Source organism: Streptomyces sp. NPDC048565 (assembly GCF_040650935.1).
Taxonomy (GTDB): Bacteria; Actinomycetota; Actinomycetes; order Streptomycetales; family Streptomycetaceae; genus Streptomyces.
On the sequence record NZ_JBEZIH010000004.1, the window covers coordinates 262,758 to 277,420 of the forward strand.

General features: G+C 71.1%; 16 protein-coding genes and 1 pseudogene. 3 read left to right on the plus strand and 14 right to left on the minus strand.

The window, feature by feature from the left end; translation table 11 throughout:
• Positions 1–10 precede the first annotated feature (10 nt).
• From AB0C75_RS07395 to AB0C75_RS07415, 5 genes are all read right to left on the minus strand, one after another.
• Entirely contained in the window at positions 11–643 is a 633-nt protein-coding gene (locus AB0C75_RS07395) for a DUF4232 domain-containing protein (RefSeq protein ID WP_362887982.1), read from the minus strand.
• 224 nt (positions 644–867) lie between these two features.
• The gene (locus tag AB0C75_RS07400; RefSeq protein WP_362887984.1) at positions 868–1,155 is read right to left on the minus strand and encodes a hypothetical protein; all 288 of its coding nucleotides are present in this window, start codon (positions 1,153–1,155) and stop codon (positions 868–870) included.
• Between the two features lie 31 nt (positions 1,156–1,186).
• Positions 1,187–1,555, minus strand: a complete 369-nt coding sequence (locus AB0C75_RS07405) for a hypothetical protein (protein WP_362887986.1) — start codon at positions 1,553–1,555, stop codon at positions 1,187–1,189.
• A gap of 76 nt (positions 1,556–1,631) precedes the next feature.
• Positions 1,632–1,901 carry a DUF397 domain-containing protein gene (locus AB0C75_RS07410; protein WP_362887988.1) on the minus strand — a complete coding sequence of 90 codons (270 nt, stop codon included), beginning with the start codon at positions 1,899–1,901 and terminating at the stop codon, positions 1,632–1,634.
• The gene (locus tag AB0C75_RS07415; RefSeq protein WP_362887989.1) at positions 1,885–2,709 is read right to left on the minus strand and encodes a helix-turn-helix transcriptional regulator; all 825 of its coding nucleotides are present in this window, start codon (positions 2,707–2,709) and stop codon (positions 1,885–1,887) included. Before AB0C75_RS07415 ends, AB0C75_RS07410 begins: the two co-directional genes overlap by 17 nt.
• 83 nt (positions 2,710–2,792) lie before the next feature.
• On the opposite strand from AB0C75_RS07415, the pseudogene AB0C75_RS07420 reads away from it, so the two are divergent.
• Positions 2,793–3,206, plus strand: a pseudogene (locus AB0C75_RS07420) (ATP-binding protein); the annotation flags it as partial.
• Positions 3,207–3,226: 20 nt separating this feature from the next.
• Here AB0C75_RS07420 and AB0C75_RS07425 read toward each other — a convergent pair.
• The gene (locus AB0C75_RS07425) at positions 3,227–4,057 is read right to left on the minus strand and encodes a serine hydrolase domain-containing protein (protein ID WP_362888114.1); all 831 of its coding nucleotides are present in this window, start codon (positions 4,055–4,057) and stop codon (positions 3,227–3,229) included.
• 92 nt (positions 4,058–4,149) lie between these two features.
• Here AB0C75_RS07425 and AB0C75_RS07430 point away from each other — a divergent pair, with 92 nt between their 5' ends.
• Together AB0C75_RS07430 and AB0C75_RS07435 are read left to right on the plus strand one after the other, a co-directional pair.
• The gene (locus AB0C75_RS07430; RefSeq protein ID WP_362887991.1) at positions 4,150–4,614 is read left to right on the plus strand and encodes a MerR family transcriptional regulator; all 465 of its coding nucleotides are present in this window, start codon (positions 4,150–4,152) and stop codon (positions 4,612–4,614) included.
• Between the two features lie 2 nt (positions 4,615–4,616).
• Complete coding sequence (locus AB0C75_RS07435; protein ID WP_362887993.1) at positions 4,617–5,636, plus strand: aldo/keto reductase; 1,020 nt, start codon at positions 4,617–4,619, stop codon at positions 5,634–5,636.
• A 24-nt stretch (positions 5,637–5,660) separates the two neighbouring features.
• Here AB0C75_RS07435 and AB0C75_RS07440 read toward each other — a convergent pair whose 3' ends face one another.
• The 8 genes from AB0C75_RS07440 to AB0C75_RS07475 form a co-directional block, all read right to left on the minus strand.
• Positions 5,661–6,692 carry a 2-dehydropantoate 2-reductase gene (locus tag AB0C75_RS07440; protein ID WP_362887995.1) on the minus strand — a complete coding sequence of 344 codons (1,032 nt, stop codon included), beginning with the start codon at positions 6,690–6,692 and terminating at the stop codon, positions 5,661–5,663.
• Between the two features lie 85 nt (positions 6,693–6,777).
• Complete coding sequence (locus tag AB0C75_RS07445) at positions 6,778–7,986, minus strand: acyltransferase (protein WP_362887997.1); 1,209 nt, start codon at positions 7,984–7,986, stop codon at positions 6,778–6,780.
• On the minus strand, positions 7,983–9,026 hold the full coding sequence (locus AB0C75_RS07450) for an alpha/beta hydrolase (protein WP_362887999.1): 1,044 nt from the start codon (positions 9,024–9,026) through the stop codon (positions 7,983–7,985). Before AB0C75_RS07450 ends, AB0C75_RS07445 begins: the two co-directional genes overlap by 4 nt.
• Positions 9,027–9,259: 233 nt before the next feature.
• Positions 9,260–9,940 carry a response regulator transcription factor gene (locus AB0C75_RS07455; protein WP_362888001.1) on the minus strand — a complete coding sequence of 227 codons (681 nt, stop codon included), beginning with the start codon at positions 9,938–9,940 and terminating at the stop codon, positions 9,260–9,262.
• Positions 9,937–11,286 (minus strand): sensor histidine kinase, encoded by a 1,350-nt coding sequence (locus AB0C75_RS07460; protein WP_362888003.1) that lies wholly within the window; start codon positions 11,284–11,286, stop codon positions 9,937–9,939. The genes AB0C75_RS07455 and AB0C75_RS07460 overlap by 4 nt, the downstream gene beginning before the upstream one ends.
• A gap of 140 nt (positions 11,287–11,426) precedes the next feature.
• Positions 11,427–12,353 carry a DUF4429 domain-containing protein gene (locus AB0C75_RS07465; protein WP_362888005.1) on the minus strand — a complete coding sequence of 309 codons (927 nt, stop codon included), beginning with the start codon at positions 12,351–12,353 and terminating at the stop codon, positions 11,427–11,429.
• A 117-nt stretch (positions 12,354–12,470) separates the two neighbouring features.
• Positions 12,471–13,688, minus strand: a complete 1,218-nt coding sequence (locus tag AB0C75_RS07470) for an alpha/beta hydrolase (protein ID WP_362888007.1) — start codon at positions 13,686–13,688, stop codon at positions 12,471–12,473.
• A gap of 237 nt (positions 13,689–13,925) precedes the next feature.
• On the minus strand, positions 13,926–14,594 hold the full coding sequence (locus AB0C75_RS07475) for a TetR family transcriptional regulator (RefSeq protein WP_362888009.1): 669 nt from the start codon (positions 14,592–14,594) through the stop codon (positions 13,926–13,928).
• Between the last annotated feature and the right edge of the window lie 69 nt (positions 14,595–14,663).

Here is a 14,663-nt window from a genome sequence, read left to right on the forward strand (position 1 = left end):
TGACGATGCCCTACTGCTTGCCGGTGCCGACGGGGTCCACAGTGACCTCCTGGTCGGCGCCTTCGGAGATCTGGAGGCGGAGGGAGACCGAGAGGGACTTGGAGTGGGTCTCGTTGGGCGGGGTGACCTCGATGGCGCTGACGTACGCGCCGGAGCCCTCGGCCGACGGGTAGTGCAGGGTGAAGCGGGTCGTCTCGCCGGGGTTGATGGCGACGGCCGGCGCGGCGAGGTCGGTGCGCTTGGCGCTGAGGGGCCCGGAGGCGTCCTGGGACTTGAGGTCGACACCGGGGAAGCCCTTGAGCGAGCAGGTGTCGTCGCCGTTGTTCTTGAGCCGGACCGTCAGGTTGCCCTCGCCCATGCCGTGCGTGGTGCTGAAGCCGAGGTCTGCGGTCTTGCAGGCGCCGGTGGTGACCTGCCCGTCGCCGCTGCCCTTCGCGGACTTCGTCGTGGTCGAGTCGTTGCCGGCGGCCGAGGTGTCCTTGTCGGACGCGCTCGCGCTGCTGTCGTCGGACGCGGCGGAGGAGGACGAGGATCCGGAGTCGTTCGTGGTGGTGGCGGCGTCGGAGTCGCCGCCCTGGCAGGCGGTGAGCGAGAGACCGGCGGTGAGGACCAGGGCGGCGAGGGTGAGGTTCTTGGTGCGCATGGTGTCTTCCTTGCGGTCGGTGCGTTCTGCCCGGTACGAGCGAGCCTTGCTGCTCAGTAGGACCCGCGCCGGCCCGTGGGCCGTTCCGCCCGGCCGCCCCCTAATACATGCCTGTTACATGCGATTACGGAGCGGCCGCGCGCTGGGACGGTTCCGTGACGGGCAGCCCCTTGAACGTCACCCGCGGCACAACCTCTTCACCCGAGCGGCAGGTCTTCCACCCATCACCTGTCCTGGGCTGCCAGCTTGTCCAGTTCGCGCATGGCCTGACCGTGGGCGCTCATGCGGCGCGACACGGTGCCGATCGTGAAGAGCGACCCGCCGGCGACCGAGACCGGTACGGAGGCGCCGAGCACGGTCACGATCTCCTGGAGGTCGGGTTCGTACGGTATGAACAGCTCCTTGGCGGCCCAGATCCACAGCACCGCGGCGGCACCGAGCAGGCCGAGGCCCCAGGAGCGTGTGCGGGCGGCCCGCTCGCGGAATTCGAGGTCGAAATCACGTGATCGCATAGCGGCCGAATCTACCGGAGCCGGTGGCCCCTCATTCCTTCCGCCTGGCCGCCTGCCGGTCCAGTTCGCGAACGGCCTGGCTGTGCGCGCTGATCCGGCCTGTCACCGTGCCGAGCGTGAAGAGCGTCACGCCGCCGGCCGTGACCGGTATGGAGGACGCGAACAGGGCCACTGTCTTCGGCCAGTCACGGGCCCTCTGGCAACTTTGATCCGACCTGTCTCCCGTGTTGGCCGTGGCGCCGTCCGTGAACAAGCGGGACTCGCAGAGACCGTTCGGCAACACCAGCAGCGCGGCGCCCCAGAGCCAGAGGAACGAGGCCGCGGCCAGCAGGACGATGCCCCAGGCGCGCGTCTTTCCTGCCCGGTCGAGGAAATCGGTGTCGTAGTCACGGGTTCGCATGGTCGCCGAACCTATCGGAGGCGGATCGCGAAAGGCCCACCGGGCGTGGCGGGTTCAGGCCGGGCCGTGCTGGGCGTCAGCGCAGCCCGTCCACGAAGGCCTGCCAGGCGGTGGTGCTCATGATGAGTACGGGGCCGGACGGGTTCTTGCTGTCCCGGACCGGGACGGAGGCGGAGCAGCCGTCGGCGGCGACCTCTACGCATTCGCCGCCGGTGCTGCCGCTGTACGAGGACTTGCGCCACGTCGCGGTGCCGGTGACCGTGCACTCGACGCATTCGCCGCCGTTGGTGCCGCTGTACGAGGACTTCCGCCACTGCGCTGCGGCCAGGTCATGGCTGGTTTCCATACCGTTCCTCCATCACGCGAGCGATCAGTGTCACCGAGTCCTCGGGGGAGAGGGCTGTGGCTTGCAATCGAGCGTAGCCGACCGAACGTTCCTTGATCACCTGCGGATTGGCGGTCATGTGGCCCTGGTCGTAGCTGTCCACGTAGAACAGATCGGGATCGTCCTCGAACCGCAGCAACGTGAACGATCCCATCATGCCCGTGTGTTGGCCGACGGAGAATGGGAGCACCTGAATCTGTACCCATGGGCTGTCGCAGAAGTCCAACAGCCGTCCCAGTTGGTTGCGCATGACGCGTCGCCCACCCACCCCCTGGAGCAGTGCCGCTTCGCTCAGGACGATCCACAGAGCCGGTGGATTGTCGCCCTGAAGGATGCGCTGGCGTTCCAGGCGGGCTGCCACCATCTCCTCGACTCTGCTGGGGTGGTCAACAGCGAGCAGGGCCCGCGCATACTCCTCCGTCTGGAGTAACCCGTGCACCAACTGCGCCTGGTACGTGGAGATGTACGTCGCCCGCGCCTCCAGTTCCGCGTACGGCTGGAACCACGTCGGCAGCTGGCTCCGCAGGACCAGGCCGACCAGCCGTGAGAACACGCCGTCCGTGCCGAGCGCGGCGTCCAGGCGTTCCGAGAAGTCGCGGGTCGGGACCTTCTTCGTCGTCTCGATCTGGCCGATCAGCGAGCCCGTGCAGAAGATGATCTCGCCGAGCTGGCCCTGCCGGAGGCCGTTGGCCTCGCGTTGGCGGCGCAGTTCCCAGCCGTAGTAGTCCAAGGGGGAAGCGCTGGGATCGAGTGACTGCACGTTGGCCACGGCGGGTGCCTCTCGCTTCAACGCCTGGCGGCGTTCGTTTCGGGTCGTAGCCGAGAGTAATCAACTCCATGCATCCTGGTGACATGAATCACGTATCCGACACCCGGATCGGTGACGCGGAGGCTGCCGTCTATCGCGCCGATCTGTCGATGGGCGCCCACTCCGCCCGTCATCTGCGCCGCATTCTGCGGCTCTACCTCACTCGTTGGGGTCTGCTCGATGTGGCGGACGCGGCGGAGTTGGCTCTCACGGAGCTGATCGCCAACGTCGTGCGGCATGTTCCCGGGCGCCGCTGTCAGACGCTGATCTTCCTGCTCCCCGCAGGTGGTGTGCGCGTCGAGGTGGCGGACGCGTGTGCCCGGTTGCCGCGCCCCGTCGTGGGGGACGTGCTGGACGAGGGTGGGCGCGGGCTGCTGCTCGTGGACGCCGTCGCCGACGCCTGGGGTGTGGCCGAGCGCGGTGACGGGGGCGGGAAGACCGTCTGGTTCGAGTGCCTGGGCCGCAGGGCCAGGGCCGCTCAGCGGGAGGACGAGGCGGCGGCGAGTTCCGCCAGCACCGCGTCCGTGAACGGCGTCCAGGCGTCGGCCGCCCAGGGGCCGAAGACCCGGTCCGTCAACGCGACGCAGGCCGCGCCCACCACCGGGTCGATCCACAGGAACGTGCCGGACTGCCCGAAGTGGCCGAAAGCGGCCGGGGACGAGGAAAGACCGGTCCAGTGCGGTGACTTGGAGTCGCGGATCTCGAAGCCGAGCCCCCAGTCGTTGGGGTTCTGGTGACCGTAGCCGGGGAGTACGCCCTTGAGGCCGGGGTGCACGACGGTCTGGGCTTCGAGGACCGTGCGGGGGTCGAGGAGCCGCGGGGCCTGGACCTCCGCGGCGAACCGGGCCAGGTCGTCGACGGTGGAGACGCCGTCCTTGGCGGGTGAGCCCTCCAGGGTCGTCGACGTCATGCCCAGGGGGTCGAGGACCGCCTGGTGCACGTACTCCGGGAAGGGGATCTCGGTGGCCTTCGCGATGTGGTCGCCGAGGACCTCGAATCCGGCGTTGGAATACAGCCTGCGGGTACCGGGGGCGGCCGTGACCCGGTGCTCGTCGTAGGCGAGGCCGCTGGTGTGGGCGAGGAGGTGGCGGACGGTCGAGCCCTCGGGGCCGGCCGGTTCGTCCAGCTCGACGGCGCCCTCCTCGTAGGCCACCAGTGCCGCGTAGGCCGCGAGCGGCTTGCTCACGGAGGCGAGCGGGAAGCGGTGCGCGGTGGGACCATGGGTACCCAGGAGCGTGCCGTCCGAGGCGACGACGGCGGCTGCCGCGGTGGGGACGGGCCAGTTCTCGATCAGCGCCAGGCTCTGCATGGTCATGAGCCGAGCCTAACGGGAGCCGGTGCGGGGATCACCACGCGATTACGCTTGCTTGGAGCGCACTCCAAGGTTCTAGCGTGGAGGACATGACGGTGATGGAAAGCATTTCCGCACGTACGGACACCTGCGCTTCGGCTCCGAAGCCGCATCCGCGCCCCGAGGGCCGGGACAACTACACCATCAGCGAGGTCGTCGCCTACAGCGGGCTCACCGCCCACACCCTGCGCTGGTACGAGCGGATCGGGCTGATGCCGCACGTCGACCGCTCGCACACGGGCCAGCGCCGCTTCAGCAACAGCGATCTGGACTGGCTGGCCTTCGTCGGGAAGCTGAGGCTGACCGGAATGCCGGTCGCGGACATGGTCAGGTACGCCGAACTGGTGCGGGAGGGCGACCGGACCTTCGTCGAGCGGCAGGAGCTGCTGGAGGCGACCCGCCGCGATGTGAAGACGCGGATCGAGGAGCTCCAGGGGACTCTGGCCGTACTCGACTACAAGATCGACTTCTATGGCGGCGCCCGTGCGATGGCGCCGGAGACGGAAAGGGTCTGACCATGAGCGAGACCGAGAAGATCGCGACCGTGGAGCTCGCCGAAGGCGGTCCGCGGGTCGGTGTGCAGGGACTCGGCTGCATGGGGATGAGCGAGTTCTACGGAACCACTGACGAGCCCGCCGCCCGGGACACCCTGGAGGCGGCACTGGAGGTCGGTGTCACCCTCTTCGACACCGCCGACATCTACGGCAGCGGGGCCAACGAGTCGTTCCTCGCGCCCTTCGTCGGGGCGCACCGTGACGAGATCACGCTGGCGACCAAATACGCCATCGAGCGCCGGGACGACGACCCGCACTACCGGGGCGTGCGCAACGATCCCGCGTACATCCGCCAGGCCGTCGAGGCCAGCCTGCGCCGTCTCGGCACCGATGTCATCGACCTGTACTACATGCACCGCCGCGACCCGCTCATCCCGTTCGAGGAGTCGGTGGGGGCGATGGCCGAGCTGGTGCGGCAGGGCAAGGTCAAGAAGCTCGGCCTGAGCGAGGTGACCGGCGACGAGCTGCGTGCCGCGCACGCCGTGCATCCGATCGCGGCCCTTCAGTCGGAGTGGTCGCTGTTCAGCCGGGACGCGGAGCGCAGCGCCGTGCCCGCGGCCGTCGAGCTCGGGGTGGCGCTCGTGCCGTACTCGCCGCTCGGCCGTGGGTTCCTGACCGGTGCGTTCGCGGACGCGGCCAAGGACCTGGGGGAGAACGACTTCCGTAAGCACCAGCCGCGCTTCACCGGTGAGAACGCCAGGACCAACGCCGCGCTGCTGGAGCCGGTGCGCGAGATCGCGGCGGCGCACGGCGTGACCGCCGCGCAGGTCGCCCTGGCCTGGGTGCAGCAGCGGGCACAGGTGCACGGCCTGACCGTGGTCCCGATCCCCGGTACGCGCAGGCGCAGCCGGCTGCTGGAGAACGTGGCCGCTACCCGGCTCACGTTGACCGACCAGGAGCTGGAGCAGCTGGATCCCATCGCGGGCAAGGTTGCGGGGGACCGGTACCCGGACATGAGCAACACGGCCACCGCGCGCGAGTAGCGCGTCAAGAGGGAGCCGGCCGGCTCACGGCCGGCGTACCACCGCGCCCAGCAACTCGGGGCCCGGCCAGGATCGACGGCCGCCCGGGCGTTCGGCCTCGTGGACCAGGGCGGCGAGCCGTGCGTTGACCGGTGCCGTGAGGCCGTGCTGTTCCGCCATGGCGACGACCTCGCCCTGGAGGCCGTCGATCTCGGTGGCCCGGCCGTGTTCCAGGTCGTCCCACATCGAGGAGCGCGCGTGCGCGTCCACCTGGAGGCCGGCTGCGGCGACACGGCGGAACAGGGCGTCGGGCAAGCGCAGGATCCCTGGCATGATCCGGGCAGGCGCGGGGCCGAGGCGGGCCGGCCGGACTCCCGCCGCGGCGAACGCCGTCAGTGCCTCCTCCTGGCACAGCGCGAGGCACCTCCGGTACGGGCGTGCGCTCAGCTGGTCGCGGAGCGGCAGGCCGGACAGCGCGTTCACCGCGTTGTTGAGATTCATCAGCAGCTTGGCGTGCTGTACCTGCCGCATGTCGTCGCGTGGCTCGACCGGCAGCCCGGCGGCCGTCAGAGTCGCCACGAGAGGGGCCGAGCCGGAGCGGCCGTCGATCATCAAGGCCCCGCCCGTGCCCTGATGGAAGGTGTCGGGCGCGGTCCGCGCGACGTTGTACGGGACCATCCCCGCGAGCACGGTGACGGCCGGGAGCTCGTCCCGCAGTAGCCGGGTGTTGTGCAGCCCGTTCTGGAAGCTGACGACGACGGCGTCCGGACGGAGCCTTCCGGCCAGCTCCCGTCCGGAAGGAATCGTGGCGGCGGACTTGACGGTGACCAGTACGAAATCGGCCTCGGCGACCGCGTCGGGCTCCTGTGTGAGCGTCAGCAGTTGTCGTGGGACGCGAACGGTGGGGCGCCCCCCACCGCTGAGGGTCACCCCGTCGCGCAGCCCGTCCAGCACCGAGGGACGCCCGATCAGTGTGACGTCCGCGTGCTGCGCGAGATGGCCGCCGAGGTAGCAGCCGATGCTGCCCGCGCCGAACACGACGATGCGCGGGCGATGGCCGCCGGTGGGATGAGGCATTCGGTATCGCTCCTGGTCCGCAGTGGTTACCCGAAAGTAGGCGGGAGTTGTCCGGGGATCAAGGGGCACGGTTCGCCGGTCGCCGTCACGCCAGCCGGAGTGCGAAGACCGCGAAGCCCGCCGCGAGCAGTGCCGCGACTGCCCGGCGGGCGTTTCCGGTGCGGCCGGCCTTCTCCCCGGGCGTCTCGAACCGGCGTGCGTAGCGGGTGATGAGCACCAGCAGGCCGACGAAGAGCGGCATCCACGCCAGCCGCGCCAGGATCCAGCCGGCCGAGTCCGGGGCCGTCGTCAGTCCCGGCAGGGCTCCGGCGAAGGAGGCCGGGACGGCCGCGGCCAGCATCGCCGTCTGGTGCCAGCACAGGATCGTCATCGCCGACAGGTTGATGACGACGACCGGGGCCCACAGGGCGGGGCGGCGCAGCGCCCGGCCGATCCGGCCGTGCAGCAGGATCGCCGCACCGCTCTGCGCCGATGCCAGTGCCAGGACCAGCAGCGACGGCGGATGTGAATTGGTCCGCGCCTCGCCCGGTACGCCGACCATCGACGCCGGGTAGTGGAAGACGAGCAGCAGCACGGCGAACAGGGCGGTGCCGCCGATGAGCAGGAGCCTGGCGCCGCGCCGGGAGATGCGGCCCTCGCCCCAGCTGACGCCGAGTTGGTAGGCGAAGAGCCAGCCGGGAAGGATGTTCAGCAGGCTCAGCCAGGACGGCACGGCGTCCGCGTACGGCCCGTAGCGCAGGAGGTCGACCGCGGCGACCGAGGCGATCAGCGGGGCGGCTGCCCAGCCGCCGAGCCGCCCGGCCATGCGTACGCAGTACGGCGTGAGTGCCGTGACCACCACGTACACCCCGACGAACCAGAGCGGCTGGATCACCAGCGTCGCCCCCGTGCGCAAGGTGTCCTCGGGCACGCCGAGGGCGTACAGCACCGGAATCATCAGCGCCCACACGGCGGTCACACCGAGCACGGGCCTGCCCAGGCGGACCATCCGGCCGCGCAGCCAGGCGCCGGTGGTGGAGGGCCTGCGGTGGTAGGAGAGGACGGAGGCGTAGCCGCCGACCAGGAAGAAGACGCCCAGCATCTGGAGCACCCAGCTCATCGGGGAGAGCGTGGCGAAGGTGGAGAGCGGGCTGGCGTTGTGCAGTGCGCCCTCGTCGTCCAGGCTGAAGCCGCCGAGCAGCCAGTGGCCTGTCGGCACGGCCATCAGCGCGAGCGCGCGCAGTCCGTCGACCGCGCGGTCGCGGTGGGCCGGGGTGCTCGCGTCGATGCGGGAGACCAGCTGTCGGGCACTCATCGGGAGACTCCATCGGCGATGGCGGTGAAGGCGCGGAGCGAGTCCGTGCCGGGAGCGAAGTAACCGGTGTGCCCCTCGGCGTCCTCGGCCGGCACCCGGCGCGCGCCGAACTTCTCGTCGGCCGGGTCGGCGCCGTGCCCGATCCCCGCCACCTGGACGTTCGGTACGTCGTCGATCCAGTCGGTGTCGTCCTTGGCCGCCCAGACCCGGGCTGTGGTGTGCAGCCCGCTCACGTCGTCGGCGCGCATCCCGGGGGAGCCGAGCACCACCAGGTCCGTGGCGCCGAGCCGGGCGGCCGCGAGCCCGCACACCACCGAGCCGTAGCTGTGGCAGAACACCACGGGCGCCGGCAGCCCGTCGGCGGCCAGACCCGCGGTGAACCGGGTCAGCCGCTTCGCGCCCGCCTCGGCCAGCCCCCCGGTCGCCGCGTCGAGGCCGACGCCGACCGGGGTGGTGTAGCCGGCCCAGGCGATCACCGCGCTGCCCTCGCCCGTGCCGGCGTACAGCGACTTCGCCATGCCCGCCGGGGTGCCGTACACATCGCCGTCGCGGTCGAAGGTCCCGGCGTCGATGTCCGACCCGGGCACCACGACGGACACATGACGCGCGGTGCGCAGGTCCCCGAACACCTCGGCGACCTGGCCGCGCCCCCGCGGGTCGAACGCGAGGATCTGCCGGCCGGACGCGGCGAGCCCGGCGTACCGAGGATCGTGGGAGGCCCGCAGCGCCTGGGCGTTGGCGCGGTAACGCAGCTCCAGTGGGGCGCCGTCCAGATTGCCGACCACCGAAGGGTGCCGCTCCAGCAGCTGTTGCTGCTCCGTTGCACTCAACGCACGGAAGAACGCCGCCACTTGACGCGGGGTGGTGTGCGCCGGGTCGGGCAGCTCCCGCCCCAGCACCCCGTCGGCGCGCCACGAGGCACTGCCCGGCGGTGGCCCCGTCACCGCGTGCTGGGTGTTCCCTGACGCCCAGCCGGCCGTGCCCGCCACCATGGTGGCCGTCATCGCGGCAGCGGCCAGCGTCCTCGTGAATCGGCGCATCGTGCCCTCCCCTTCCGGCGTGCGCACACCGTGCGGTGTGCCGGAGAGGAAGGTAGGAAGACGGTGGGCGACCGGGCGTCACACCGGGGGGCCAACTGTCCGGTGATACCGGGGTAGGGGGCGTACGGGGGGAAATCCCCACGCCGGCCCTGGGGATACCGCGAGGCTACGGATCGCCCGGGGACCGCCTGTGCGTCACACGGGGGACCGCCCACACGTCACACGGGGACCGCCTACGCGTCGCCCGGCGCCACCAGACCCGACTCGTAGGCGAAGATCACGGCCTGCGCCCGGTCCCGCAGGTCGAGCTTGGCCAGCACCTTGCCGATGTGCGTCTTCACCGTCTGCTCGGCCAGTACCAGCCGCGCCGCGATCTCCTGGTTCGACAGTCCCCGGGCGATCAGCTCCAGGACCTCCCGCTCCCGCGGGGTCAGGGCGTTCAGCCGCAGCGAAGGGCCGCCGGACGGTGTCGCAGGACGCTGACGCGCGAAGTCCGCGATGAGCCGCCGCGTCACGGACGGCGCGAGCAGCGCGTCCCCCGACGCCACGACCCGCACCGCCGAGATCAGATCCGCCGGCGGTGCGTCCTTCAGGAGGAACCCGGACGCCCCGGCGCGCAGCGCCTCGTACACGTAGTCGTCGACGTCGAACGTGGTGAGCATCAGGACCTTCGGCCGGTGGATCACCCCTGTCGGGGGGCTCAGCAGCTCGCGGGCTGCGGCCAGTCCGTCCATCTCCGGCATCCGGACGTCCATCAGGACCACGTCCGGATGCACCGACCTGCTGACCTCGACGCCCTTGCGCCCGTCCGGGGCCTCGCCCACCACATCGATGTCGCTCTGCGCCGCCAGCAACGCGGCGAACCCGGCCCGCACCATGGCCTGGTCGTCGACGATGATCACACGGATGGTCACGGGTCCTCCGGAGTCGCGGACAGCGAGGGCGGCTGGGACGGCGGCAGGGGGAGCCGCGCGGCCACCCGGAAGCCCCCGTCCGGCAGCGGGCCGGTGTCGAGTGTGCCGCCGGTCAACCGTACGCGTTCCCGCATCCCGACCAGCCCGTGGCCCGTCCCCGAGGTCTCCAGCGGTGAACTCTGCTTGTCCGGCCTGCTGTTGACGACCAGCACCGTGAGATGGCCGTCGCGCGCCGTGACCGACACCGTCGTCCGCGCACCCGGCGCGTGCCGCACCACATTGGCCAGCGCCTCCTGCACGATGCGGTACGCCGACAGGTCCACCGCCTGCGGGACTTCGCCCCGCTCCACCGCCTCCCGCACGTCCGTCGCCAGCGACAGCTCGGCCGGGAGCCCCGCCCTGACCGTCGCCTCCACCAGCTGCTGCACCCGGTCGAGTCCCGGCTGCGGGTCGAGCTCGCCCCGGCTGCCGTCACTGCGCAGCACGGCCAGCAGCCGGCGCATCTCGGCCAGCGACTCCCGGGCCGCGGCCGCGATCGAGGTGAACTCCGCCTGTGCCTCCTCGGACAGCCCGCCGACCCGGTACGGCGCGGAGTCGGCCTGCACCGTGATCACCGACATGTGGTGCGCGACCACGTCGTGGAGCTCACGGGCGATCCGGGTGCGCTCTTCGAGCAGTGTGCGCTGCGCCCGCTCGGCCTCGCTGATCGTCTCCTGCTCGACGAGCCGGCGCTGGGCCTCGCTCCGCTCCCGTACCGCCGCCCCGATCACCAGCACCAGGCCGCCGAGGATGAACAGCAGGAGGGCGCTGCCGTCGCTGTGCGAGGGCGAGACCAGATGCAGCGCGAGCCCGGCCGCGCCCGTCACCAACCAGACGCCGATGACGGTCCGCCGGCTCTCCCGCAAGCCGAGGGCGAGCAGCACGAAGAGATAGCCGACCATGCCCGGCGCGGTCCACGGCCAGATGGTGTTCGTCCGCCCGTCCTGCCCCAGCACCACCAGCGCGCCCACGATGTCGGCGACCAGGACGATCCACCAGGCCTGTAGTGGCCGGTGCGCCAGCATCAGCAAGGGGGCGGCCTGGCACACGGCCAGGGCTCCGGCCGGTCCGCCGGGCACCCCGTAGTCGCCGGTCAGCACCTGGATCGTGACCGGGATGAAGATCGCGGCGAGGGCGAGCACGACCGCGTACGGCAGCAGCCGCAGCCAGAGCCTCCGGGACTCGGCGAACAGCGGGGTCGGCGGGTGGGACGCGTGGGACAGCCCGTGGGCGAGCTCGCGCAGGTTGCGGCGGGCGGCGCTCAGCAGACCGTCGACGGGCGGGAGCCCGGCGGGAGACGGGGGCATGATCGGGCCAGCGTAGGCGGGGAACGGGCGGGGCGGCGTCATACCGATGGGGGGCGGCCCGCCCCGCAGTCCGGCGCCCGGGCCCGCCCTGCGACTCGACGCTCCCCGCCCGCCCTGCAACTCAGCGTTCCCCGCCCGCCCTACAGCTCGGCGAGGAGCTCCGCCTTCTTCGCGCTGTACTCCGCGTCCGTCACCAGGCCCGCCTGGTGCAGGTCCCCGAGGTGGCGTATCCGCTCCGCGATGTCCGCCGGGTCGCGCCGCGCGCCACCCACCGGGACCGGAGCGGTCGCGACCGGCACCGACTGGGTCCGGCGGACGGACTCCAGGACCGCGGCGGCGAAGGGCAGCGACTCGTGCACCGGCCCGTAGCCCAGGCCGAACACGACGGCGGAGGGATCCTGGTCCGGCTGGATCTGCCCCGCGGACGTCTGTCCGCCACCGGGGACGGTTTCCGGCCCCGGACCGTCCGCGTCGGAGTCCGCCGCAGCGCCACGGGGCAGCAGCCGGAGATACCCCTCGAAGGCCTCGGGCGAACGCCACTCGATCCCGCCCAGGTCCGCCACGGGAAACGTCTGGTCGCCGGCCTTCCACTTGGCGCTCGACGCCCCCGTCCAGAACCACCGGAAGGAGACCAGGGTGCCGTCGAAACCGGCCCTGCCGTCGTACGCCTTGAAGTGCATCGGTGTTTCGGGGGCCGTCACCAGGAAGCGTTCGGCGGGCAGCGAGGCATCGGATCCGAGTAGAGTGCGCAGCTCGTCGGCGTAGTACTCCGCGAGCGTCCCGCGCTCGGCGGGCAGCACCAGACGGTAGGGGTCGAGGCTCTCCTTGAGCTGACCGGCGGCGGCCTCCAGCAGCGGATCGGCACCCGGTCTCGGTACGGCACGCAGCACCACCGTGCCCCGCTTGCCAGGGGTCAGCGTCACCGACGACAACGCCGCGTACGGAATGCGGCGTTCACGCAGGCTCTGGAAGAGCCTCGGCGTGCGGATTCCCCGTTCGAAGCGGATGAGCACGGAGTCGGTGTCGAACTCCCAGGTGGCATGAATTCCAGCCAGCGCATCACCCATGTGCCTCATCGTATGTGGCACAGGCCCGCACGTCCCCCTTCGGTACAGGCGGAATCACGACCAGGCAGACAGGTCGTTCGCCGCTCTCCTCGCGCGTAAGACGTCTCTCTACGCGCGTCAGTTCTCCGACTCGCCGGAAAACTCCCCGCGGCCATTGCACGCGCTGCCGGAACTCGCACAACTGACCGAGTCGTAGGCGCCCACGCCGATCGCGGCGAAGTTGCTGAGACTCTCCGTGCCCGGCTCGAAATAGCCGCTGTGCCCGATCGCGCCGCTCGCCGACACGATCCGCGCGCCGAAGGACGGGTCGACCGGGTCGGCGCCGTGGCCGAGCCCGCCGAGCGCCATGTTCGGCACGTCCGCGATCCAGTCGTCGCTGTCCCGCATCGCCCACACCCTGGCCCCGGTGTGCAGGGCGCCGGCATTGTCCGCCCGCATCCCGGGACTGCCGGCGACCGCGATGTCGGACACCCTGGACGGCAGGCCCTGCGCGGCGACACCGCACAGCACGGAGCCGTAGCTGTGGCAGAACAGCGAGACGTCCGACGAGCCGGGCAGCGATTCCAGCAGGGAGTTCAGCCGGACCGCGCCCTCCGACGCGAGACCGCCCAGCGCGGAGTCCATCCCGATCCCGGCGGGCGCCGTGTAGTCGGCCCACGCGATGACCGCTGTACGCGAACCGGGGCTCGCCGAGCGCTCGGCCTCGTACAGTGACTGCGCCATGCCGACGGGCGCGGCGTTCTTCTTGGAGCCGGTGCGCTCCAGTGTCAGAAGGTTCGTGTCGACCCCGGGCACCACGACCGAGACCCGCTCGGCCCGGTCCAGGTCGCCGAGCACCTCGGCCGCCCGGCCACGGCCCGACGGGTCGAAGGCGAGGATCTGGCGGTCACCGGCGAGCATCGAACGGAAGCGTTCCAGCCGGAGCGTGGCCTCATGGCGCCCGTCAGGCGAGAGTCGTGGGTCCTTCGTCCGCTGTTCCTCGGCCGATTCGGCCTGCGCCAGGGCATGCCGGTTGGCCCGGTAGCGAAGGGTGACCGGCGCGCCGTTCAGATTGCCCACCACCAGTGGGTACTTGTCGGCCAGGGCGACCCGCTGGCCCGCCGTGAGCGTCGCGAAGAAGTGCGCCAGCCGGTACGCGGGAGCACTCGCGTCCGGGAGGGCGTGACCGGCTATGCGGTCCTTCGCCCAGGAAGCGAGCGCGGTCTCGCGCGGCGAGCTGGAGTGCTGCTGACGCACGGCGGTCCAGCCGGTGGTCGCCAGCATCACGAACACGACCGCGATGGCGAGCAGCGCGCGCCATGCGGTGAGAGTGGGGGACGAATCGAAGGAAGTCACTGCGCCCCACCCTAGGAGACGCGCACGTGACGTCGGGGGAGGGGTGACAGGGATCACTCGACCACGGGGAATTGACTGTCCGTCTCTTACGCTCCGTGAGCTCCGGATCCACGATCAGGCGCGGCCGGAGCCCGCGGGGCACTCGAATCCGCCCGCGATGCCGGGCCATTGTGACTTCGGCCATGCGTGGCCGATGAGGGCTGCGGCACACCTGTCAGGTTCCCGTGAACAAGCGCCTCAGGCGGCGTGCCAGCTTCCGGAGAGCGCAGGTCCGAGCTGGTCCAGGTGGAGTTCGGTGAGCTCCCGGAGCGCGTCGACCCCGGGGTCGTTCCGCCGGCCCCACAGCTGTCCGGTCATCCGGATCACCCCGGAGAACGCGGCGACGGCCACCAGGGGACGCGGATCCGCCTCCGGGTCAAGCCCCTCACGCTCCGCGATCAGGAGGGCGGTCTGCCGCTCCAGGTCGATATGGCGCCGCATGTGCGCGGCGTGGAGCGCGGGGGTCGATTCGATCATCCGGTAGGCGCGCATCTGGAGTTCGGCGGTGATGTCGTCGTCGTCGGCTTCGGCACGTGCGGTCCAGGCGTTCAGAACGGCCCGGCGCAATGCCTCGAAAGGGGTCTCCGTGGCGGGACGTTGACGCAGCTCCGTGAGGAAGCGCGCGTCCACCTCCTCCTGGGCGGCGAAGGCGACGGCCTCCTTGTTGGCGAAGTAGCGGAAGAAGGTGCGCTGGGAGACGTCGACGGCGCCGACGATCTCGTCGATCGTGGTCCGCTCGTAGCCCTGGGTGGTGAAGAGCCTGAGCGCGGCGTGCAGCAGGGCCTCACGGGTGCGCCGCTTCTTGCGCTCGCGCAATCCGTACGGAGCCTCCGGCGCGGGGGCCCCGGATGTCTGCCTGCGTGTCACGTACCGGACTCCATTTCCCTGCTTTCACCTGTTCGGAATGCCTGTGAGCTACGTGACAGTTACTGGTCG